At 41.2% G+C, this 23,510-nt stretch carries 19 protein-coding genes; 13 read left to right on the top strand and 6 right to left on the bottom strand.

Annotation, left to right across the window (positions count from 1 at the left end; translation table 11 throughout):
• The first annotated feature begins 235 nt into the window (after positions 1-235).
• From AC3WVG_RS07145 to ald, 10 genes are all read left to right on the top strand, one after another.
• Positions 236-1,357, top strand: coding sequence for an MFS transporter (locus tag AC3WVG_RS07145; RefSeq protein WP_488797486.1), 1,122 nt, complete (start codon positions 236-238; stop codon positions 1,355-1,357).
• Between the two features lie 153 nt (positions 1,358-1,510).
• Positions 1,511-2,770 carry a glutamate-5-semialdehyde dehydrogenase gene (locus AC3WVG_RS07150; RefSeq protein ID WP_488797469.1) on the top strand — a complete coding sequence of 420 codons (1,260 nt, stop codon included), beginning with the start codon at positions 1,511-1,513 and terminating at the stop codon, positions 2,768-2,770.
• Positions 2,771-2,790: 20 nt separating this feature from the next.
• Positions 2,791-3,834 (top strand): potassium channel family protein, encoded by a 1,044-nt coding sequence (locus AC3WVG_RS07155; protein WP_488797470.1) that lies wholly within the window; start codon positions 2,791-2,793, stop codon positions 3,832-3,834.
• 2 nt (positions 3,835-3,836) lie between these two features.
• Entirely contained in the window at positions 3,837-5,852 is a 2,016-nt protein-coding gene (ligA, locus tag AC3WVG_RS07160) for an NAD-dependent DNA ligase LigA (protein WP_488797471.1), read from the top strand.
• Positions 5,853-5,930: 78 nt separating this feature from the next.
• A complete protein-coding gene (dapB, locus tag AC3WVG_RS07165; RefSeq protein WP_488797472.1) occupies positions 5,931-6,713 on the top strand; it encodes a 4-hydroxy-tetrahydrodipicolinate reductase in 783 nt (260 codons plus the stop codon).
• A 204-nt stretch (positions 6,714-6,917) separates the two neighbouring features.
• Complete coding sequence (locus tag AC3WVG_RS07170) at positions 6,918-7,409, top strand: DUF4390 domain-containing protein (RefSeq protein WP_488797473.1); 492 nt, start codon at positions 6,918-6,920, stop codon at positions 7,407-7,409.
• A 50-nt stretch (positions 7,410-7,459) separates the two neighbouring features.
• Complete coding sequence (locus AC3WVG_RS07175) at positions 7,460-9,652, top strand: sensor histidine kinase (protein ID WP_488797474.1); 2,193 nt, start codon at positions 7,460-7,462, stop codon at positions 9,650-9,652.
• Positions 9,653-9,678: 26 nt separating this feature from the next.
• A complete protein-coding gene (locus AC3WVG_RS07180) occupies positions 9,679-11,055 on the top strand; it encodes a sigma-54-dependent transcriptional regulator (RefSeq protein WP_488797475.1) in 1,377 nt (458 codons plus the stop codon).
• Positions 11,056-11,156: 101 nt separating this feature from the next.
• Complete coding sequence (locus tag AC3WVG_RS07185) at positions 11,157-12,746, top strand: sigma 54-interacting transcriptional regulator (protein WP_488797476.1); 1,590 nt, start codon at positions 11,157-11,159, stop codon at positions 12,744-12,746.
• A 398-nt stretch (positions 12,747-13,144) separates the two neighbouring features.
• Positions 13,145-14,257: an alanine dehydrogenase gene (gene ald / locus AC3WVG_RS07190; RefSeq protein ID WP_488797477.1), complete on the top strand. Its 1,113-nt coding sequence runs from the start codon at positions 13,145-13,147 to the stop codon at positions 14,255-14,257.
• Positions 14,258-14,366: 109 nt separating this feature from the next.
• On the opposite strand, the gene AC3WVG_RS07195 is transcribed toward ald, so the two are convergent.
• Entirely contained in the window at positions 14,367-15,101 is a 735-nt protein-coding gene (locus AC3WVG_RS07195) for a purine nucleoside phosphorylase YfiH/LACC1 family protein (RefSeq protein ID WP_488797478.1), read from the bottom strand.
• A gap of 439 nt (positions 15,102-15,540) precedes the next feature.
• A complete protein-coding gene (locus tag AC3WVG_RS07200; RefSeq protein WP_488797479.1) occupies positions 15,541-16,125 on the bottom strand; it encodes a 5-formyltetrahydrofolate cyclo-ligase in 585 nt (194 codons plus the stop codon).
• A 502-nt stretch (positions 16,126-16,627) separates the two neighbouring features.
• Between AC3WVG_RS07200 and AC3WVG_RS07205 the strand changes: the two genes are divergently transcribed.
• Positions 16,628-16,828: a heavy-metal-associated domain-containing protein gene (locus AC3WVG_RS07205; protein WP_488797480.1), complete on the top strand. Its 201-nt coding sequence runs from the start codon at positions 16,628-16,630 to the stop codon at positions 16,826-16,828.
• Between the two features lie 171 nt (positions 16,829-16,999).
• Here AC3WVG_RS07205 and AC3WVG_RS07210 read toward each other — a convergent pair whose 3' ends face one another.
• Entirely contained in the window at positions 17,000-18,241 is a 1,242-nt protein-coding gene (locus AC3WVG_RS07210; protein WP_488797481.1) for a uracil-xanthine permease family protein, read from the bottom strand.
• A gap of 104 nt (positions 18,242-18,345) precedes the next feature.
• Positions 18,346-18,972: a uracil phosphoribosyltransferase gene (upp, locus tag AC3WVG_RS07215; protein WP_488797482.1), complete on the bottom strand. Its 627-nt coding sequence runs from the start codon at positions 18,970-18,972 to the stop codon at positions 18,346-18,348.
• Positions 18,973-19,458: 486 nt separating this feature from the next.
• Between upp and AC3WVG_RS07220 the strand changes: the two genes are divergently transcribed.
• Positions 19,459-19,626 (top strand): DUF4372 domain-containing protein, encoded by a 168-nt coding sequence (locus AC3WVG_RS07220; RefSeq protein WP_488797487.1) that lies wholly within the window; start codon positions 19,459-19,461, stop codon positions 19,624-19,626.
• A gap of 40 nt (positions 19,627-19,666) precedes the next feature.
• Here AC3WVG_RS07220 and AC3WVG_RS07225 read toward each other — a convergent pair whose 3' ends face one another.
• Complete coding sequence (locus tag AC3WVG_RS07225; RefSeq protein WP_488797483.1) at positions 19,667-20,410, bottom strand: Rossmann-like domain-containing protein; 744 nt, start codon at positions 20,408-20,410, stop codon at positions 19,667-19,669.
• A 279-nt stretch (positions 20,411-20,689) separates the two neighbouring features.
• On the opposite strand from AC3WVG_RS07225, the gene AC3WVG_RS07230 reads away from it, so the two are divergent.
• On the top strand, positions 20,690-21,007 hold the full coding sequence (locus AC3WVG_RS07230) for a hypothetical protein (RefSeq protein WP_488797484.1): 318 nt from the start codon (positions 20,690-20,692) through the stop codon (positions 21,005-21,007).
• A gap of 511 nt (positions 21,008-21,518) precedes the next feature.
• Here AC3WVG_RS07230 and ldhH read toward each other — a convergent pair.
• The coding region (gene ldhH, locus AC3WVG_RS07235) for an L-lactate dehydrogenase (quinone) large subunit LdhH (protein ID WP_488797485.1) at positions 21,519-23,510 on the bottom strand (1,992 nt) is incomplete at its 5' end.

A 23,510-nucleotide genomic window follows, 5' to 3' on the forward strand; every position in this document is an offset into this window, starting at 1 on the left:
GATAGTTATGGTCAGTATCGCAAAATATTTAGCCCATTCATCCCGATGCTCTGTTCTTCCGCAAGCATCACTAAGATTGGGTTACCCAAGCCGTTTGTAATGCATTTCAGAAACCAAGACTTTCAATCAGCGGTTAAAATGGGGTTTGGCCACAGACTCATAACCAGGCTTTTAGAAATGCTCGTGTACTGTCTCGAATTACAAGGAGAGCAAAGTGACTGTCAGTCAACGCAGAATGTACCTGTTTTTACTCGTACTCACAATTACCACTGCTGCTGGATTTCAGGGGTGGAGAACCCTGTTTAATAACTTTAGTGTAGAGGTGGTCGGGATAAATGGTCAGCAGATGGGCATTTTACAAAGCATCCGGGAAATTCCAGGCTTTTTGGCCCTCCTGGTCATTTACTTGCTTTTTCTTATTAGTGAGCACAGGCTTGCTGCCCTTTCTGTCATTTTTTTGGGGTTGGGTGTTGGTTTGACCGGGCTTTTGCCTTCTTTTGCAGGACTTGTTTTTACAACTTTGCTTATGTCTTTTGGGTTTCACTATTATGAAACCTTAAATCAATCCCTGACACTGCAGTATTTTGAATACTCCATGGCTCCCATCGTATTGGGCAGATTGCGTGCCGTATGTTCTGCCACCAATATTGCTATTGGCGTGGTTATTTTTATTTTGGCCAAGTTTTTAAATTATACGCAGATGTTTATCTGTTTGGGTGGACTGGTTGTCGTTGGAGGATTCTGGGCCATAATGCAGGATCCGAGTGATAAGAATCTTCCTGTGCAGCATAAGAAAATGGTTCTCAGGGCCAGGTATTGGCTTTTTTATGCATTGACCTTTATGGCCGGTGCAAGAAGACAAATTTTTATGGCTTTTGCCGTGTTTTTACTTGTTAAACGCTTTAACTTTACTGTACAGGAAGTTACGGTTTTGTTTATTATTAACAATGTACTCAACTACTTTGCCAGTCCTTTGATCGGTAAGGCCATCAATCGCTTTGGCGAGCGCAAGGTCCTATCTCTGGAATACTTGGCTTTGATTTTTATTTTTTTGACCTACGCCTTTACAGAAAGTAAATGGGTTGCCGGGCTTATGTATATCCTGGATTTCATTTTTTTTAATTTTTCCATAGCTATTAAATCTTATTTTCAAAAAATTGCCCATCCAAAAGATATTGGCCCAAGCATGGCTGTTGGGTTCACCATTAACCATATTGTTGCGGTTATTGTTCCGGTAGTGGGTGGGATTTTGTGGATGACTGATTACCGGATCCCTTTTTTTATGGGGGCAGGCATGAGTATAGTTTCTTTGATTCTGGTGCAGTTTATAAAGAAAGACGCGATGTTCCTTGATTAGCTTATTTGGTTGCGTAGTTGAGCGGTAGAGTAGGTAAACTAACTGAGTTTAGTAAAGTTGATTATTTTTTTTTATGTTTGAAAGATTGATCTGGTTATTAGAGGGATACAAGATTTTGTGTCTTTATGAAAGAATAAGGGGAGGAGGGTTGATATGAGTTTAAAAGAGCAAATCCTTGATTTGGCAGAACAGGCAAAACAGGCCAGCAGAAAACTGGCCACTGCTTCAGGCGCGTATAAAAATGCAGCTTTGTACGCATTGTCTGAACTATTAAAGGAGAAAGAACAGGAAATTATCCAGGCCAATGAATTAGATCTGTCCGCAGCTAAAGAAAGGGGCTTGGATCAGGCCCGGATAGATAGGTTAAAGCTTACTCCCAAGATTATTGCCGGCATGGCACAAGCCTGTGTTGAGGTGGCTGCCATGTCTGATCCCGTAGGTGAGATTGAGGAAATGAAAAAAAGACCCAATGGCTTAATGGTCGGACGAATGCGTATTCCGCTGGGAGTGGTGGCTATTATCTATGAATCTAGGCCTAATGTAACCATTGATGCTGCTATTTTATGTCTTAAAGCTGGTAATGCAGTGATTTTAAGGGGTGGTTCCGAGGCCTTTCATTCCAATCAGATCCTTTCCCGTTTGATATCCCAGGCTTTAAAGCAGGCAGGACTGCCCGAAGAGGGTGTGGTTTTATTGCCTACAACAGATCGGGAAGCCGTTAAAATCATGCTCAAACTGGATGAGTTTATAGATGTGGTTATTCCGCGTGGAGGAGAAGGGCTTATTCGGGCGGTTGTCGAACAGGCGACCATGCCTGTGCTCAAGCATTACAAAGGGGTGTGCCATATCTATGTGCACAAAGATGCGGATGTAAGCGCGGCTCTGGACATTGTCTTTAATGCCAAGGTGCAGCGGCCGGGAGTGTGCAACGCTTTGGAATGTTTGCTGGTGCATAAAGAAATCGCGGGAGAGTTTTTGCCTTTGGTTGCTCAGAAACTAGGTTCGGCAGGCGTCAAATTTCATGCTTGTCCGGTAGCCATAAGTCATTTTTCAGAAAATGTAGTCCCGGCTACGGAAGATGATTGGGGTCAGGAGTATTTGTCTCTGGATCTGGCAGTGAAAGTGGTTAACTCTCAGGATGAGGCTCAGGAACATATTGCCCGCTATGGCTCAAATCATTCTGAAGCCATTTTGACCAGAGATTATCAGCGGGCTTTAAGATTTGTCCAGGAAGTGGATGCGTCTGCCGTTTTGGTCAATGCATCTACCAGGTTTAATGATGGCGGACAGTTCGGCTTGGGAGCTGAAATTGGTATCTCCACCTCCAAACTACATGCCTATGGTCCTATGGGCATTAAAGAATTAACCAGTACTAAATTCGTGGTTTTCGGACAGGGACAAGTGCGAGAATAATGACAAGGTCCTAGTTTGTTATGCATAGTACCAACGTATTGTCCAATCGTTTTCTGCGCTGGAAAGTTAAGTACGGATTTTTTCTTCCCCTGATTTTGGGGACAATATCCTTATTCTTTGTCTTTTTATTGGGAATCATCATTTATTACTATGTTGAGGGATGGACTCTTCTGGAAAGCTTTTATCAGGTAGTGATCACCTTATCTACTGTTGGTTTTCTGGAGGTCCATCCTTTAAGTCCCAGGGGGCGTTTGCTTACTTCTGTTCTCATTTTAATGGGTGTGGGTAACTTTGCTTACTTGGTCGGTACATTTACCCAGATACTTGTGGAGGGGCGGCTCCAGGCTTTATGGGGGAAGCGAAAGGTGCAAAAAATTATCAACAATCTGGAAGATCATTTTATAGTTTGTGGTTATGGTCGTATTGGCAGTGTTGTGGCCAGGGAAATCTTAAAAGAGGATTTGCCGTTAGTGGTAATTGAAGAAGACGAACACATTGCTCATGAGCTGGAGATGGAAGGGATTTTACATGTTCATGGGGATGCTACCTCAGATCAAGTGTTGCTTTCAGCAAATCTGAAAAAGGCCAAGGTTTTGATCACAACTTTAAGCAAAGAAGCCCAAAACGTTTATGTGACGCTGACCGCCAGGCAATTAAGGCCGGATTTGCAGATTATTGCTCGGGCCGAACACGAGGACTCTATCAAAAAACTTCAATTTGCCGGAGCTGACCGCGTCCTTACTCCCTATATTATTGGGGGAATGCGCATGGCTCAGGTAGCGTTACGCCCAACAGTGATTGACTTTTTAGAGCTGGCACTGCTGGAGCAAGATCTTGATTTGCAGTTGGAAGAACTTGAGATAAGCGAGTCTTCTGAATTGGTGGGAAAAGACCTTATACAATCCGAGATTAGGCCTAGATTTAACTTGATTGTTATTGCCATTAAAAAGGCCTCCGGAGATATGATTTATAATCCTGTGCCCAAAACCGTTCTTGAGGCCGGGGATACTTTGGTGGCTGTGGGTAAAAAAGATAGTTTCAAAAAATTGCAGGAGATCCTCTAACGATGACTGTGCCCTTGGAAATTGTGGAAAAGGTCAAAAAGTTACGTCAGGAGATCAACTATCACGATTACCGCTACTATGTTTTAGACGATCCTGTTATTTCTGACCCGGAGTATGATAAGTTATTTGCCGAGTTAAAAGAGTTAGAAGCGACATATCCGGAGCTTGATGACCCCAATTCACCGACCAAAAGAGTTGCTGGAGCTCCTCTGGCAAGTTTTGCCTCCAGACCACATTCTGTGCGCATGTACAGCCTGGATAATGCTTTTTCTCTTGAAGAATGGCAGGAGTTTGTACAGAAAATAGAAAGACTTGCGCCCGGCGTTGAGCCTAGTTTCTGGGCTGAGCCCAAATTGGACGGTCTGGCTGTAGAGGTAATCTACGAGAAAGGGCAATTTGTGGCAGCTGCTACACGTGGTGACGGGTTGGTAGGCGAGGACATTACAGCTAATATGCGGACGATAAAGAATCTACCTTTAACCCTCTTGAGTGAGGATTGTCCCGTATACCTGGAAGTGAGAGGCGAGGTAATTATCTCAAAAAAGGATTTCGAGAAGTTAAATGCAGAGCAGTTAAAAAAGGGAGAGAAGGTTTTTGCCAACCCTAGAAATGCCGCTTCCGGTTCTCTGCGACAACTTGATCCAAAAATTACAGCCAAGAGACCATTAAAGTTTTTTGCCTACGGTCTTGGCTTAATACGTTGGAAAAGTGAGCCTAAATGGACAACGCAGGAGGAAGTTGTTACTGGTCTCAAGTCTCTTGGTCTTGCCACTGTCCCAGAAGGAAAATTCTGTCCCGGGCCTGAGGATGTGGCCCGATATTATAGGAGTATGCTGGAGAAGAGGTATAGACTACCTTTTGAAATAGACGGGATTGTAGTCAAGGTAAATGATCTGCATTTGCAGGAAAAGCTAGGTGCTACTTCCAGGGCTCCTCGGTGGGCCCTGGCTTTAAAGTTTCCAGCGCACCAGGGGCAGACTAAACTTCTGGATATCACGGTACAGGTGGGCCGGACCGGTGTTTTGACTCCCGTGGCAATTTTGGAGCCAGTCACGTTAAGTGGTGCTGTCGTCTCCAGGGCTACTTTGCACAATGAAAACGAAATTCGGGCCAAGGATTTGAAAATAGGCGATACGGTTGTCGTGCAGAGGGCCGGGGATGTTATTCCGGAGGTGGTCAGGCCTGTTAAAGAGAAAAGAACGGGCCGCGAAAAAGAATTTCACTTTCCACGTACCTGTCCGGCCTGTAATAGTCCTGTGGCCAAAATTGGCGATGAGGTGGCTTGGCGATGTTTGAATATTTCCTGCCCGGCCAAATTGGAGCAAGGCCTTATCCATTTTGTGTCCAAAAGTGGCTTGGACATTGAGGGTTTGGGCAAAAAATGGGTCCAGACTTTGGTACGCAAGGGCCTTGTTAAATCTCCCGTTGATCTATTCAGGTTAAAAAAAGAAGACCTCTTGCCACTGGAACGTATGGGAGATAAACTAGCGGAGAATATACTCCGCTCCATTGAGCTTGCCAAAAAAAAGGCCAGTTTGAAGAAACTCATCTCTGCTCTGGGTATCCGTTTGGTTGGTGAACAAACGGCCCGTGTCCTGGCTGAAAATTATAAGGATCTGGATGAGCTGGCTCAGGCTAGTCCGGAAGAATTGCAAACTTTACCCGACATTGGTCCTGAAGTAGCTGCGTCCATTTACAAATTTTTTCAAAATTCAGCCAACAAGAAACTTATTTCGGAGTTCAAACAAATAGGCTTGTGGCCTAAATCTGTTAAGAAGGCGACAAAACCTGGTAAACTTGAGGGCAAGAAGTTTATTTTTACAGGTGGACTAAACTCTATGTCCAGACCTCAGGCCAAAAAAAGAGTGGAGGAACTGGGAGGCAAAGTGGTTAGTGCCATATCCAGGAATGTAGACTATGTTGTTGTTGGAGATAACCCAGGCAGCAAGTTGAATAAGGCCAGAAACCTTGGTTTAACTATTATAAATGAGAATGAGTTTTTAGATTTGATTGGTTAGTTAGCTTCTAGTACTTGTCCTGCAGCTCGATTAGATCGAGTATTAATAAACCGATAAACTGATGAAGGGGTAATGTATATGGGTACTCAAGTAATTGTTATGGGGGCAAAAGGGAGGATGGGAGCAACTATTGCTTCTCTGGCCCAAGAAGATAACGATTTTTGTTTAATGGGGGTTGTAGAAAAGTCCGGGTTTGAGGATGGACTGGAATATCTGGATTGTCCGGTGGTCACCGATCTTGGAGAACTTTTACCCAAATTTCCCCAGGCTGTGGTTATTGATTTTACCATACCGGAAGTAAGTCTGAATACAGCCAAGAGATGTCGAGAATTTAATACGGCTGCGGTAATTGGGACTACCGGTTTCACTCCTCAACAACTACGAGAATTACACAGAATTGCTCAGAGCACCAGGTTGCTCTGGGCCCCGAATATGAGCGTGGGAATAAATGTCTTACTTAAAATTTTGCCAGAGCTTGTGCGTCTATTAGGTGAAAAATATGACTTAGAGATCTCTGAAATTCATCACAAGTATAAAAAGGACGCTCCTTCAGGAACGGCATTGAAATTAGCTCAGGTTTTAGCTCAGGCCAGAGATTTGAAATTAGATGATGTGGGTAAGTTTTGCCGTGAAGGTATTATTGGAGAGCGGACTAAAGATGAAATAGGAGTACAAACTTTACGCGGGGGCGATGTTGTTGGTGATCATACGGTTTACTTTTTAGGGCCTGGCGAGCGGATTGAAGTTACCCATCGGGCTCATTCCAGAGAAACTTTTGCTCAAGGAGCACTGCGCGCCGCAGAGTGGCTTGCCAAACAGAGTTCCGGAAAGCTTTATTCTATGGCTGATGTGCTGATTTAAGTTTGTTGAGATGCGCATGGAAAAGTCGCTTAACCCAATTTCTGAGACGCAGGGCATATGTGGTATTTAACTTTTTTTTCATGCGCATCATGTGGATTTTTTTGCTCTACACCCTATACCTTGAATTTTTTAATGCACCACAAGGCTAAAAAACTTTTTTATTTTTTATTTTTTATTTGTTTCTTAGGCTTTGCTCCATTTGTAATGGCACAGAGTCTGGAAGTTTATAATTTGGTTTTAGATAATTCCAATGCAACTCTAAAAGTTAAATTTGACTTAAAGATTGAAGGCTTTGGGGCTATAAAAAGATCCTTGGATGAAGGAGAAAGGTTGGGCCTTGTTTATACAGCATCTGTTCATGAGCAAAGGAATTTTATTTGGGATAAATCTTTAGTACACAGAAGTTTTTTAATTATCATGCATAAAGATATGTTAAAGGGAGAGTATGTAATCAATATCTCTGGACAAGATTATAAATTTCCCAAATTTTCTCCTCAAAAGATAAACAGTTTATTTCAGGATATAGAAATATCCCTAAGTCCCTGGTCTATAATTAAAAAAGGACATAATTATTCGTTGAAGGTAGAAGTAGCGCTCAAAACTCTGGGAATTCCAGAGTGGATAAAAAAGACGTTGTTTTTTTGGTCATGGGATTTAGTAGAACCGGAATATTTTGAAATGGAGTTCAGTTATTAAGAATATCCAGCTACTTTTTTGTCTAGTTATCTTTGAAGGCAACAAAGGTCATGCCTTATAATTCTTCCATAAGCATCAATCCAAGTAGCGGTAGAGAGAGAAAAAGGCGGCAGAGAGAAATCATTCTGGCGTTTCTTGGGATTGGTTTAATTGTCCTTTTAAGCTGGGTTGAACTCAAATTTTTTGGGGTCAACTCATATCTATTCCTGGCCTTCTTCAATCTCAATCTTATCCTTCTACTACTGGTTCTTTTTCTGGTTGTACGAAATGTATTTAAGCTACTCATCGAGCGCAGGCGCAAAGTTTTAGGGGCTAAACTTCGGACTAGGCTGGTTCTGGTTTTTATCTCTCTTTCCATCATCCCTACCTTACTAATGTTTTTCATTGCAGTCAGGTTTGTTCAGACCTCTGTTGATTACTGGTTTAAGTCTCAGGTGGAAAATTCCATGCAACAGGCACTGGAAGTGGGACAGGCCTTTTATAACTCAGCGAAAAAGAGGTTGGAAAAGACTACCCTGACAATGCTCAATGAGATCCGTAAGCGGGAGTTTTTGTGGGGTGGGAAGGGGATGGATAAATTTATACTGCAAAAAAGAGATGAATACGGTCTAAGTTTAACCGGAGTCATTAACAGTAAGCTGGATGAACAAAACTGGCATGCTCAGCCAGAGTGGGAAAAAAATTGGAGTGAGATAAAAAAGAAAATCCCCTTTAAGGAACTTATGGACAAGCCCAGGTATTGGACTGCTATCTGGCCTGGCACTCAAGGTGATCTGATTGTGGGCATTTTGCCTGTGGACAACGCCAAAACCGGTTTTCTGGTAGTAGGTGAAACATTAGATCAAGGATTACTGTTAAAACTTGACGGTATAGTTCGGGGAATTGAGGAGTATAAGCATTTAAAATCATTGAAATATCCGCTTAAAGCTGCTTTGTATACTATCTTGGGGATCATGACCCTGCTCATCATTCTGGGGTCTATCTGGTTTGGCTTTAAGTTGGCTCGGGAAATTTCAGCCCCGGTTCAGGCCTTGGCAGCCGGGACCCAGCGTATAGCCAGGGGAGATCTCAGTGTTCGCCTGGAAGACCAGTCTGATGATGAGCTTGGACTATTGGTTCGCTCATTTAATAATATGGCCAGAGATCTGGAGAAAAGCCAGGAAAGTTTGACCAGGGCCAATCTTCGTCTGGCTCAGCAAAATATAGAATTAGAGGCCCGTGGTCGGTATATGCAGGCGGTATTAGATAATATTACTGCGGGGGTGATTTCTCTGGACAGGCAGGGGCGGGTTAGTACGATAAACAAGGCGGCAGAATTTATTTTAGGCATAGATAGTAAAAAAATTATTGGACGGTCTCCTTTGGAGTTAGTTCGGGGAGAATATGGCCAGATGATCCGCGATGTTTTTGAGCAATTGTCTAATCTTCCTGGTTCGCAGTGGCAAAGACAGGTAGATGTAGAGATTGGCGGAAGAGTGGTTAAATTGCTGGTCAATGCCGTTCTATTGCGTACTGAAGGTAAGAAGTCAGGGATTGTGGCGGTGTTTGAAGATATTACAGAATTGGAAAAGATGCAGAGATTAGCCGCCTGGAAGGAGGTAGCACGCAGAATTGCCCATGAAATAAAAAATCCTTTAACCCCGATTAAGCTATCTGCCCAGAGACTAGAGAAAAGATTTTCTTCTCAGATCGAGGACCAGGTTTTTACCCAATGCACCAGGCTTATTATTAGGCAAGTGGAGCATTTGCAGGCCTTGGTTCAGGAATTTTCTGGCTTTGCCAAATTGCCTGAAATTCATCCGAGACTTGATTATCTGGCTCCATTATTAGAAGAGTTGGTCAAAGATTTTGAGCACAGCTACCGCCATATCAAGTGGGAACTTACGTTTTTATCTGAGATTCCAAAATTTAAATTTGATCGCGAGGCCATAAAAAGAGTGTTTATGAATTTGTTGCTCAATGCCGCCGAAGTGCTAGTCAATGAAGAAGACCCCCGCGTTCAGGTTCGAGCCATTTATGATAAACCTTTACAACGAGTGAGTATTGAGGTTGCTGACAATGGACCCGGGTTTACTCCTGAAGAGAGGAGCAGAATGTTTGAACCCTATTATTCGCGCAAAAAAGGGGGAACCGGTTTGGGCCTGACCATAGTTAAGTCTATTGTCACTGACCACCATGGTTATGTACGGGTTAAACCCAATAAGCCCAAAGGCAGCGTTTTTGTGGTGGAGTTGCCCGTGTAAGGTGAGTTAGTGGGAGAGCGAGGCTTATGAGTGAAAAAATTTTTATTATAGACGACGAACAAGGTATCCGCGTATCAATGCGTGGGATTCTAGAGGACGAAGGATATGAAGTCCTGGAGGCAGAAAGTGGTGAGCAAGGGCTAGAACAGATTAATGAAGAAATCGGTCTTGTTTTTTTGGATATCTGGCTGCCAGGAATTGATGGTATTGAGGTTTTGGAAAAGTTAAATCAATTGTATCCAGATCTACCCGTTGTTATGATTTCCGGCCATGGTAATATAGAGACGGCTGTTAAGGCCATCAAAAAAGGAGCTTTTGATTTTATAGAAAAGCCCTTGTCTCTGGAAAAGGTGCTCATTACTGCGCAAAAGGCCTTACAGTTTGCCAGGCTGCGACAGGAAAACAGAGAGCTTAAACTGCGGGTTAGAAACCATAGAGTACATGAAATTTCAGGCAGATCCAGGGTTATTCAAGAACTTCGTCAGGTAATCAAGCAGGTGGCTCCGACTGATGCCTGGGTTTTAATTACCGGAGAAAACGGAACCGGAAAAGAAATAGTAGCCAGGTCTATTCATCGTCAGAGTAAAAGAGCTAGCCAGCCTTTAATTGCTGTCAATTGTGCGGCTATTCCTGAAGAACTTATAGAATCTGAACTTTTTGGACATGAAAAAGGGGCTTTTACCGGGGCACAAAGCGCAAAAAAAGGAAAATTCGAACTGGCTCATAAGGGGACTTTGTTCCTGGATGAAATTGGCGACATGAGTTTAAAGACTCAGGCCAAGATTTTGCGCATCTTACAGGAACAGTGCTTTGAACGTATCGGTGGAAGTAAAACTATTCAGGTAGATGTGCGGGTCATTGCGGCCACTAATAAAGATTTGCTTAAAGAAATAGAAGAGGGGAATTTTCGTGAAGACCTGTATTATCGGCTGAAAGTGTTTCCTCTGGAGGTGCCCCCCTTAAGAGAGCGGCAGGAAGATATACCTGTTTTGCTGGAAGAATTTATTGCCCAATTAAGTCAGGAGCATAATTTCAAGCCTCTCAAATTTACCGAAGAGGCCATTGAAGTTTTAAAGAATTATCCCTGGCCGGGAAATGTGCGCGAGCTGAAGAACTTTGTTGAGCGGTTGTTTATCCTCTATCCAGGGCAGGAAGTAGATGTGGGCAAGCTACCTTCGGAAATAAAAAATAAAACCGCATCAAGGAGTAAGATGGATCTATTTCCCGAGCTAAGTCATATACCAAATAATTTTAAGCAGGCCAGGTCCTGTTTTGAAGCTTGGTTTTTGGAAAACAAATTAAAAGAATACGGCGGTAATGTAAGTAAACTGGCTCGGGCTATTGGCCTGGAAAGGAGTTATTTATACCGGAAGCTTAAGGCCTATAATCTGGGAGAGGTGTAAGGTTTATTGAGTTTGACAAGTACGTTGAAAATTTTAGCGGTCGTCAAAAACAAAAATGCTGTTTGTACCAGTGCTCTTCAGCATGCGATGAGAGGTTCAAATTGAGTTTTAAATTAGAGCTGATTTTTAGGGATCGTGTTGGAATTGTAGCCGATATTTCCTCCTTGATCGCAGAGCACGGGTTTAACATCGTCTCCATGGAAGTTCAGAGAAAAGACGACAAGGCGTATGTATATGTCAAAACTGAAAACGGTACTCATGCCTCCAGAAAAGAAGAAATTTTCGAAATACTCGGAAGGATATCGGATCTCATAGAAATCAGATTTATCGAAACTCTCCCTCAGGAAGACAGAGAAAACAGGTTTCGTGTTGTTCTGGATAACATAAGCGACGGGGTCATTTCCATTGGAAGAGATGGGAAGATTACCACTATCAACAAAGTGGCCAAGGATGTCCTGAACTGTCAAGGCAACCAGTTGGTTGGCCAAAGTATAGAAACTTTGAACCTGCCGGATTATAGTATCCTGAGATGCCTGGAGGGGAAAACATATACCAATGTCAAAAAGAATCTAATCACCAGGACGGGACGGTATCAATATTTTGCTACGGGTCGGCCTATTTGGGATTCCTCCGGTCGCATTATCGGAGCGGTTGAAATTGCAAAGGATATGCAGGAAATAAAATCTTTGGCAAAATCTATTTCCGAGCCGACCCAGATTAGCTTCACAGATATTATCGGGCAGCATCCTTCAATTACCGCGGCCATTTCCTTTGCTCAAAAGATCGCCAGTACGGATTCGATCGTTTTGATCCGGGGAGCCAGCGGCACAGGTAAAGAGTTGTTTGCCCGTGCAATCCATACCGAAAGTGGGAGGAAAGGTCCGTTTGTTCCCATCAACTGTGCGGCTTTTCCGGAGCAGCTTCTGGAAAGTGAATTGTTCGGGTATGTCGGGGGAGCATTTACCGGAGGCAGAAAGGAAGGTAAACCAGGTCTTTTTGAAATTGCAAAGGATGGCACCGTTTTTCTCGATGAGATCGCCGAGATGCCGCTTAGTGCTCAAGCAAAGATTTTAAGACTCATACACGATAAGCGTGTCCGAAGAATAGGCGGCATCGAGGAAGTACCCGTTAATACTCGTATTATCACAGCCACCAATCGAAACTTAGAACAGTTGGTGGAAGCAAAATTGTTTCGGCAAGATCTGTACTACAGAATTAATGTGCTGCCGATCCATATCCCGCCGTTGGCAGAAAGAGTTGAAGATATTCCAATCCTGGTTGAACACTTTCTTTTTCAGCTCGCTTCCAAACTCGGTAAAAAGGTTCAATCCATCACTAAAGAAGCACTGAATAAATTATGCCTTCACAGCTGGCCTGGCAACGTAAGGGAACTGAAAAATGTCGTTGAGCGGGCGGCAATCCTGAGTGACGGAGACAAGATCGACGCCGATTGCATTTTATTCAGTTACGAAATCGGCAAAAACATGAAAGGAGGGCTAAATCACGCCCACCATAAAGGGTTGAGGAGCCGGTCGTTAAAAACCGCGCTCGCTGAATACGAGAAAAATATTATCGTCGAAACACTTGAAAAATCCAGCAGCATACGTAAGGCAGCTCAGACTCTCGGGGTCTCGCACACCGCTTTGCTGAATAAAATAAAAAAATACCAGATCGAAATGGCAACAAAATGAACCACTGGAAATAAAACCAACCATAAGTAGTTAATATAATATTTTCAGCAAGATAGAACCAAGATTGAGTTGTTTTTGGAATAAATTGTTGCCATCATCGATTATCTTCGCCGGTACCCACCTTTCAAGCTGATGGCACAATCGAATTGCATTTTTGATTTTTATATTCAATGTTTATTTATGTAACCTGCTGAAATTTATAGGTATAGTCTTTCTTTAAAAACTCTCCTTTTTCAAGTAACTCCAATTCATAATCTCTCCTAAATCCCAAGTCCCCTCCCTTCAAATAGATGGCAAACATTTTGCTGAAACCATAGAGACAGCAGCATTTGAGTTTGTCTGGCCCTGAAAAAAATTTCAAATTCATCTAATTTCATAAACCAAGGAGAGAGTAAATAATGATCGTAGGAATTTTAAAGGAAATCAAGGAAGAAGAGAATCGCGTGTCCATGACGCCTGCGGGAGTGGAGGTAATGAAACAAAACGGCCATACAGTTCTTGTTGAAAAAGCGGCCGGCAGCGGCAGCGGTTTCCAGGACGAAGATTATGAAAAAGCCGGGGCTGAGATTGTTGATACACCCGCAGAAATTTTCGAGCGTGCCGACATGGTAATGCATGTGAAAGAACCGTTGCCATCAGAATATGAGTTGATCCGGCAAGATCAGATTGTTTTTACATACCTTCACCTGGCAGCGGCCGAAGAGCTGACTCACGCCTTGATAAAAAGCGGCTCGATCTGCATCGCTTATGAAACTATTCAAAAAGAGGATGGTTCCCTGCCTTTGCTGACTCCCATGAGTGAAGTTGCCGGTCGTATGGCGACACAGCAGGCTGCCAAGTACTTGGAAATGTCCCATGGCGGTCATGGCGTTTTGCTGGGCGGTGTGCCCGGGGTTGAGCCTGCCACCGTAGTCATCATCGGGGGCGGTGTTGTTGGTATTAATGCCGCCAAAATGGCTTGCGGGCTGGGTGCTAGAGTTTACATTCTGGATATGAACCTGGATCGTTTGAGATATTTAAGCGATGTCATGCCGAGTAATTGTATCCCGCTGATGTCCAGCCCGGCAACACTTCGTAAGCTTGTTAAAGAGGCCGATGTTGTTATCGGGGCAGTGTTGGTTCCAGGCGCAAAGGCACCAAAATTGATCACCTGCGACATGCTCAAAAGCATGAAGAAGGGCGCAGTGTTGGTTGATGTGGCTATCGATCAGGGGGGCTGTTTTGAGACCTCCAAGCCGACGACCCATTCCGATCCGATTTATACAGTTGATGGTGTTGTACATTACTGCGTGGCCAATATGCCCGGAGCTGTGGCCAAGACTTCGACATTGGCTCTGACCAACGCGACACTCCCTTATGCGGTTGAAATCGCCAATAAAGGTTGGAAAAGAGCTATGGAGGAAAATTCCGAGATTAGACTTGGTGCTAACGTGGTTAAAGGTAAAATAACCTATAAAGCGGTGGCAGAGGCCTTCGGATTGGAATATACGCCGATCGAGGAGCTCCTTTAAATATAATCTCTTCGCTAGTCGACTTACTGACAAATTACGCTACGCCCTTTGGTACGGCTCATGACTTACGCGTGACCCTAGCCCAAAGGGCGCAGCCTTCCTCGATAATTCATTGAACTATGTAAATAATATTTGCCTGACGGCCACAAGTCTTTTCCCTCCGGTAGGAAAAGAACAGTTGTTCAAGGCATTTGGTGCAGAGGTCAAGGCTGAATATGTTTTCAGGTTTGATGCCAGCTTTTTGCAGTTGATCCCTGGTCAGCGCCCAGAGGTTCATACACTGGCTTTCAGGAGTAAAATACGGGGCAAATTTTTGCGGCCAGTGTTCATCAAAATCTTGGAACTCTGCGCAACATGGACCAAGGCTTGGCCCGCGTACAGCTAAAACTTCTCCGGGCTGCAAGTTGTAGCGCGAGCAAAATTTCTGCACTCCAATGATGGGAAAATCGGCCCTGTTTCCTCTCCAGCCACAGTGCAAGGCAGCAATAAATCGACCTGATTTGTGGGCTAAAAAAATAGGCTGGCAGTCAGCGGTTTTAATGACCAAACCAATAGACGCTTTTTGTGTGGCAAGTCCATCACCTTCTTGCTGGATTTCAGATAGACTTTCTTCCTCAAGATCAAAATGGATGTCTGTCCCATGAACCTGTTTTAATTCTATCCACTTACTAAACCCAAGGTCATGTTTTAATTTTTGCCTGTTGACCAGGACATTTTTTTGTTCATCTCCCACCTCGAGAGAGATGTTATTGGCCATATATGGTCCCTGACTCTGGCCGCCAAGTCTGGTGCCAAAGACGCAGATTATGTTTTTCAGACCGGGAAAAGAGAATTTTATGTTCATCTTGATATTTACTCTTGGTTTAGTTGAGCAGTCTGTTAGTTGAGCGGGATGACAGTTACCTTACCTAGCAATCTTAATCAGTTAAAATACAGAACTTAAATAACTATAGAGCCTGTGCTCAAACCTTTTTATCAACTTAATTGCCATGGTTTTATTTCAGTCTTGGTTTCTTTCATGCTGGTACAAAGACTTGGATCTGTTTTCAAAACTTACTTGCGGACAGAGCATAAAGGGATATTTTGGGTAAACAAATATTCTTTTTTACCGATGGTTATGGTCAATCTCGCAAAACATTTAGCCTATTCGCCCCGATGCTCTGTTTTTCCGCAAGCTTCACCAAGATGGGTTACCCAAGCCGTTTGTAATGCATTTCAGAAACCAAGACTTTCAATCAGCGGTTAAAATAGGGTTTGGCCACAGACTCTGTAAACTTCAAATCTTATCGCTTCCTGCACTGTATTATCCTTTTTTCTGTGACAATAATCTCCACTGGCCTGTCCCAGGGATCAATGGGCAGGGATGGAAGTACCTGGAAGTCATAGGCAAGAGCCACGGTTCTGGTCTTAGTTGAATCAAGTTCGGGTAAAAAGCGATCAAAATAACCTTGGCCATAGCCTAATCTATAACCCTTTTGGTCAAAGGCCACTCCTGGCAGGACGATAAGATCCGGTCCTTCTCCTTTATAGAGGGAGCAGATTTCAGGGATGGGTTCAGGAATATTGAAAATTCCTTTGCCAAGCTCTTTCTGGTTTGATACTAGATAAAAATTCATTTTTCCGCACTCGTTTTTATCACAGTGGGGCAAAAAGGTAGAAATTTTTAGTTCCCAGAATTTTTGTAAAAGGGGCCAGGTGTTTACCTCGTTCCTAATGGGTAGGTATAAAAAGGCTTCTCTGACCCTATCCAGAAGATTCAGACTATAAAAATTTTTTAATATAGTAGAGCTTAATGAATCGACCTGCTCCGGAGTTAAGTTGTTGCGTTTTTTAAGAAGTTTTTGTCGAATTTGGTGTTTGGACGTCATTGGTTTGATTAACCTTTTAGGTTGATTTCTTTGCAGTTTAAGGTTTGAACTTGCGTCAAGGTTAACGCTTTTCGCAAAGACTTAACGCTCATCCTATCATTGCGAGGGGAGCGAGCTGCCCGAGGCAATCTCACCCATTAAGTGAAAATTGCTGGCTCAAAATCTACTTTGATTCCAATATGTTTAATGTAAAACTCAATTAAGAATCGCTTAATTTAGGTCTTAGGTTGATTTTTTGCTGGACACGCTGACTGTTTGTCAGTTTAATTAGACAAATTTAAAATTCAAGTCTAAATTTGACCGGAATATTTAGTCTGATAAACTTGAAAAAAAGATTTTTTTATACATCAATGAGGTTGTAGCGTATGTGTTTTCTTATGAAGCCGAGTGGTTTTGGGACAGGGACACCGTCGTCGAAAATAATGAGAATTTAGGTAAGGTCATATTCTTATTAACAAGAAAATACGTTGGTAATTTATAAACTCAGCTTAAGGAGGTCATCATGAAGGTGTTAAATATTGAAGGTATGAGTTGTTCTCATTGTGTACAGGCAGTAAAGAAGGCTATTTCTTCTGTGCCCGGGGTAAAGAGTGTTGAAGTCAGTTTAGAAAAAAAACAGGCCTATTTAGATACAGACGGTGAGGTAGATCCGGATTTGATTAAAAAGGCTGTGGAGGAGGAAGGATATAAAGTTGTGAGATAAGGATAAGGGCAAGGGATAAGAGAAAGCAGAGGGGGGTGAAGGTAAGTTTTTTATCTCTTATCCCTTTATGAGACTGTGGCCAAACTTTGCCCAAAGGGCAACTTTTCATAAGTTTTTCTCAATCCTGGTAGTCAAAATGTGGTTTGGCCACAGACTCTTATGATGAGGCGTTTAACTACCCTTCTTGGGCAGGATTAGGTTTAACAGGACTCCGGTAATGCCGGCCAGCCCAATTCCCTTTAATGTAAATTCTCCTGCGGAAAAGGTCATTCCGCCAATCCCGAACACAACAATTATGGCCACAATAGCCATGTTCCGAGGCTGCATCAAATCTACTTGGGCCTTAATAAGGCTGTTTACGCCTACAACCATGATAGTTCCAAAAAGCAGGACCAGAATCCCGCCCATTACTGGAACCGGGATAGTTTGCAAAAGAGCGCCCACTTTGCCCACAAAGGAGAGAATAATGGCAAAGATGGCAGCCCATGTCATGATTCCCGGATTAAATATCTTGATCAAGGCTACTGCGCCTGTAACCTCCGAGTAAGTAGTATTTGGTGGACCACCAACCAAAGAGGCCAATGAAGTGGCTAGACCGTCTCCAAGCAGGGTTTTATTTATTCCCGGATCTTCAAGATAATTTTTCCCGGTGACAGAGCCTATGGCCAAGATGTCGCCAAAATGTTCAATGGCTGGAGCAATGGCTACTGGGAGAATGAAAAGTATAGCCTGCAGGTTCCACTCAGGGAAAGTAAAGTTGGGTACTGCTAGCCAAGGAGCCTGTTTGACCGGAGTAAAATCAACAAGACCAAGGGGAATTGAGATTATGTAACCAACGATAATCCCGCAAAGAATGGGAATCAAACGAAGTATTCCTTTGCCAAAAAGGGAGACAATAATAGTTGTGGCCAGAGAGATCATTGATACAAACAAAGCTGTCTTTTCTGGCACTAAAACTGCGGATCCGTCACCAGTTTTACCCATGGCCATATGCACGGCTACCGGAGCCAGAATGAGACCAATGACCATAATTACCGGACCAGTGACAATGGGAGGGAGGACACGTTCTAAAATAGCTGTGCCTCTTATGGAAATAAGTATACTCAATATAACATATAGAACTCCTGCTGCAGCCAGACCACACAAAGTGCCAGCAATACCCCATGTCTGTACTCCATAAATAATGGGAGCAATAAAGGCAAAAGAAGATGCCAAAAAGACTGGTACTTTGCGTTTAGTAATGAACTGAAAAAGCAGTGTTCCGGCTCCGGCAGTAAAGAGAGCCACATTAGGATCAAGCCCGGTTAAAAGAGGAACGAGAACCAGGGCTCCAAAGGCTACAAAGAGCATTTGTGCTCCAACAATACTGTCCTTGAGCCGAAATTGGTACTCTGTTGCATTTTCTGTAGTCATTTACACCTCCTAGCTGTTCTAATTAGCTTGTCTAAGAATAAAAAAAGCGCCGTTCATATGGCTTGAGACTAACTTTTGACAAAAAAATAGGCACCGATTGGTGCCTATTTAGTTCCAAAAATTTTATCTCCGGCATCACCCAGTCCGGGAAGAATGTAACCTTTGTCATTCAGCTTCTCATCAATGCTGGCTAGATATATGTCCACATCTGGATGAGCTTTGGTTACTCTTTCCAGGCCTTCCGGGGCGGCAACTAGAGAAAGAGCTTTTATTTTTTTGCACCCGGCTTCCTTTAGCAATTCGATAGTAGCCAGGAGAGTTCCGCCTGTGGCCAACATAGGGTCGATTATTAAAGCAATTCGTTTCTCAATATTTGTTGCTAATTTGACGTAATAGCGTACAGGCTCAAGAGTTTCCTCGTTACGGTATAAGCCGACTACACTAACCTTGGCTCCGGGAATGAGATCAATGACCCCGTCCAGCATGCCTAGTCCTGCCCTTAAAATAGGAACCACAGTAATTTTCTTACCTTTAATTGTCTCTATTTCTACGGGCCCAGCCCAACCCTGAATGGTTATCTTTTCTGTTTCCAAATCCTTGGTTGCTTCATAAGTGAGCAACCTGGCCAATTCGGAAGCCAGAGCCCGGAAGTTTTTAGTACTCAGGTCGTGCTTTCGCATGATCCCCAATTTATGTTTGACTAAAGGATGGTTAACCACATGGACAGCCATTGTTTCCTCCATTATTTTAAGGCGGTTAAAAAGACTTGTTTAAAAAAATCGCAGTCTTCTAAATCCAAGAATGTTCATTGGTCAAGAATAAAAAAGGTAAATTTTTAAACTAAGGACACGCGCCCTTCATGCAAATAATTGTACTCTATAGAATCTCTTTCGTCACCAGTGTCCGGTTAACTCTTGGATATTTTCCAGGTAATATCAGGTAATATATAGTTGCCAACAGTTTTGAGCGATTGAAGCTGCTAGGGAGTTAATTTCGGAACACTGTATTCGAAAATGTACTTCAGGTCATTTTTTTATAAAAAATGGTTTTTTGGGGCATTTTGATGTTTTCTATGGCCTTTCTGGAAAGGGATAGGAAATGAAACCATATTGTTATGATAAGATTATTTTGGAATTAAAGAAAAAAAACAGGAGGCTTTGCGCATGGCATTTTATAACTCAGTTTTTAATCAATTTCTGTCCTTTATGCCCAGATAAATTTTTTCCAGGGTTGCCAAACAGCGTGGGCCAAAAAGACAGCCCAGAAAATTCACCTTATGGGAACATTTCGTGTATCTGCTATACTTTCAAATAACGGAAAGAAAAAGTCTCAGAGCTTGTATCCGAAACATGCGCTCTTCCCACCTAACCCGTTACCATTATTAAAAATTTTAAGCTGACACTAGTGATTTGAAATGCTAATTAATTACAAGATATTGCGTTTTGCCCATACAACACGTTGCACTCCTTCTACCCTTTTAAAAGGAAGACCAGCACTTATACTGTGCTTAACCTTTTCTTTATCCAGAACTGTTATTCCAGCTAAAACATCAATGCCTAACTCAAATAAAATTGGCGTAAGGGGGGTGCTAGGGCCCAGCATGATTTTTAAGCTATGAGGTGATGTTAGTTCTAAAATGGTTGCCAGAGTATTATTGGCCAGCGTAGTTGCAGTGATAGCGACAACATCAGCTCTGGGTAGAACAGATGGAGCTTCATCTTCAATGATATCTCCTGGACGAGGTCTTTTTTCCAATACCCAAAAGTTGGCAAATTTGTGACGTATGCGATTTACAAAAGGAAAGTGACCAATAACAGCCACATTTTTATTCTCACCAAATCTGACAATTAAATCCTGAGCCTTAATGTTTTTTTGGTGAGGAATATTATCTATCTTCAGCAAACTATTAACACAGGCCAAACCTAAAGATGCTTCAAATGGATTTGAACTCAACAAGAGTTTGGCAGCCTCGCGAGCTGATTTATGCAAAGGCATGGGTGGAAATTTTGTATCTGAACTAATTTTTTGATGATAAGCCCAGGAAGCAAGACCAAATTTTTCAGTTCCGATGCCAAGCAGATGGGTTCCGTAAACAATATCATTAATAATTTGATCATCAACTTTTTCCAGTTCATTTAATAAAAGTTTTAAAATATATTTTTGATCCATTTTTATACCCCTTGATGTTCATATAAGAAAGCCTGATCAGAAAAAATAAACGATCCTTGCAAGAATCAAGATAATTATAATTTTCCAAAATTTTTGGATGCAGCTTTAGTGAAGTAAAATCAAGATAAAATATATTTTCTATAACATCTTAAAATCATTCAGCTTCTCTAGCCAATGACTTTGACTAAATCCTGAAATGCACTGTGTTTTCCCAACTTGATTTATATTAATTGATAACTTAAATATATCCATACGGACATAAAAAAGGGAGAAGATAAAATGAGAAAGTTTAAGGCTACTATTCTTATTTTTTTGTTTTTTATTGCTTCATTTTCTAATATTGCTTTTGCTGGAGATACATGGAAATGTTATTACCCAAAGGGAACAACTATTATTTCATCAGAATTTTCAACGGGAGGGGGAAAGAAATTAATAATGTATATAGAAGTTGATGTCCGGTATCCTAATGGTCAAGTTGTAAAATATTTAGATAGCGTTGTTAAAACGGCAGGCTGGTTTGGATTGGGACGCCTAGCTATCCCTAAAAAGATTATATTTGTTGAATGGGATAAAGATGAAATAAGATTAGAAGATTAAAAAATGATAAAAAAGCAGATCAAGCCGAACTGGAACGGGACCTAATCTTGGAGTGCATTAAATTGGGCTTTGCCAGGGCCAGGGCGGAAGTAAAGAAGCTATGACGGCCAAAGGGGAGTCTGGGAAAAAGGAAATTGGATGGGAGATAGGAGCCCACAAAAGATTTGCTAGCCAAAGGAGTAACTAAGGCAAACCTAAAATACCTTAAGTTGTGATTGGAAAACTCTTAATTTTATTAAATCAAGAAAATTAGCAGAAAAATAAGTCAGCTACTATTACATGAGAGGTTTCAAGAAGTGTGAGGTTTCAAGAGATCCGCTGCACTTTTAATTGCTGGTTTTGACTAGTACAAATATTTCAAGAAGCTGATGAGTCAGCTTGTATTATTTTTTTTGTCCAAATATTTTTGGGCCAATTTAGAGAAGTAAAACCTAAATTTTTTCTTTTGTTATAGCCTGATATAAAAAATATTGAGACCAAATCTATCAAATATAGACTTTTTAAGGGTCGACTAGTTAGAAATTTCGGTATAAAAATTTAAAAAATCAGAAAGATGCATAACTTTTATCGGAATTTGTTTTTTTAGTAACCCTCCTCTTATTTGCATTATACATCCAGGACAGTCAGTTACTACAATTTGTGCACCTGTTTCGACGATATTACTAATTTTTTCTTCCAAAATTTGACTTGATATCTCTGGAAAATCAAAAGAAAAAGTCCCTCCAAATCCACAACATACATCTGTATCTTTTAAAGGCATAAAGTATTTGCCCGTTATTTTTGCTAAGATTTCTTCACTGGAGAAATTTAGACCATGTTTTTGATGACAAGGAGTGTGATAAGTTATTCGGTATTCTTTTGTGTATTTAAATTTTAAATTGTTTTCTGCGATAAATTGCGATAACGACTTAATTTTTTGGGATATTTTGATTATTTTTTTATAATCTTGGGGAGAATTATATATATATTTCTTAAATTCATTTTTGATAGTGGTGCCACAACTGGGACATAATATAATTATATCTTCATAGTCATCGTTTAAATGTTTTATATTTTTTAAAATATTTTTTTGAGCTCCTTTTATATCACCATAGTGTATGGCAGGGAGACCACAACATATAGTTTTAGAAGGTGTTTCTATTTTTAGATTAAATTTTGATAATATTTTTAATAAGCTTAATCCTATTTCTGGGAAAATATATTCTATAGCACAGCCTGAATAAAAGAGCATCTTTTTTCTTTTATATATTTTATTATTTTTATTACTGTAAAAATTTTTATATGCTTCTCTAAAATTATAATTTGGTATAGAAGGAAAAATTTTAAAATTATGTTTTGTGAGAGGAATATTTTTAAGTTGTTTATCATTTTGTAAAGGTTTTTGAATATATTTACCTATTTTTACGGCTGTATTAAATATATATGGATTAGGAGTAATATAGGAAAATAGTATCTTCTTAGATCTATCGAGACCATATTTTGGGGTGATAGCCAAGTTTATATCGGAAATAAGACGTTGTAAATCTATACCAGCAGGACAATTTACAGAGCAACTTTTGCATCCTATACATAATTTTAAAATTTCATTTGCTTTTTTCTCATCTCCATAAAAACTAGCTAAAATTAATCCTATTGCTCCTACATAAGTATCTCCAAATATATGTCCTCCAACAAGTTTATAAACAGGACATACATTAGCACAACTGCCACATTTGATACACTTTAAAGCTTCCTTGAGTGCTTTGTTTTTAAATAGTGGAAGTCTGCCATTATCTAAAAAAACAAAATGAACTTCTTTTTCTCCATGTTTGCCCAAATAAGAGCCGGTTATCCAGCTCACATAGCTACTGATAATCTGACCTGTAGCACTTTTGGGTAAGGCTCTGATAATTTGTAGTGCTTCCTTAAAAGTTTTTACTAGTTTCTCGTAACCAAGCAAAACAATGTGAACATCTGGAATGGTAGTGAGAAGTCTAGCATTACCTTCATTAGTAACTATGCCTACCGTAGCTGTTTCAGCTACAGCAACATTTGCTCCAGTAATGCCAACCTTGGCTTGAAAAAAATAATTTCTCAACTCTGTGCGAGCAATATTAACCATTGTTTGTATATCGTTAGGATCGACATTTTTTTGTAAAACATTCGTAAAGAGCTCTGCTACCTGTTGTCTACTTTTGTGAATAGCAGGCATTACCATGTGACTGGGAGATTCCTTAGCTAATTGTAGTATCCATTCTCCAAGATCAGTTTCTATGGAAGATATATGATTTTTTTCTAGAAAATCATTTAATTTTATTTCTTCTGAAGTCATTGATTTTGATTTAACTACTATCTGAGAATTATGTTTCTGGCATACTTTTAATATGTAATTATTTGCATCTTTGGCCGTTGTTGCTTCATATATATAACATCCTTTTGCTTGTGCTTTTTCTTTAAACTCGTGGTATATATCTAATAATTCTTCGTAAGAAAAATCTTTTATCCTGTTTATTTGATTTTTTAT

Source organism: Desulfovulcanus sp. (assembly GCF_982781345.1).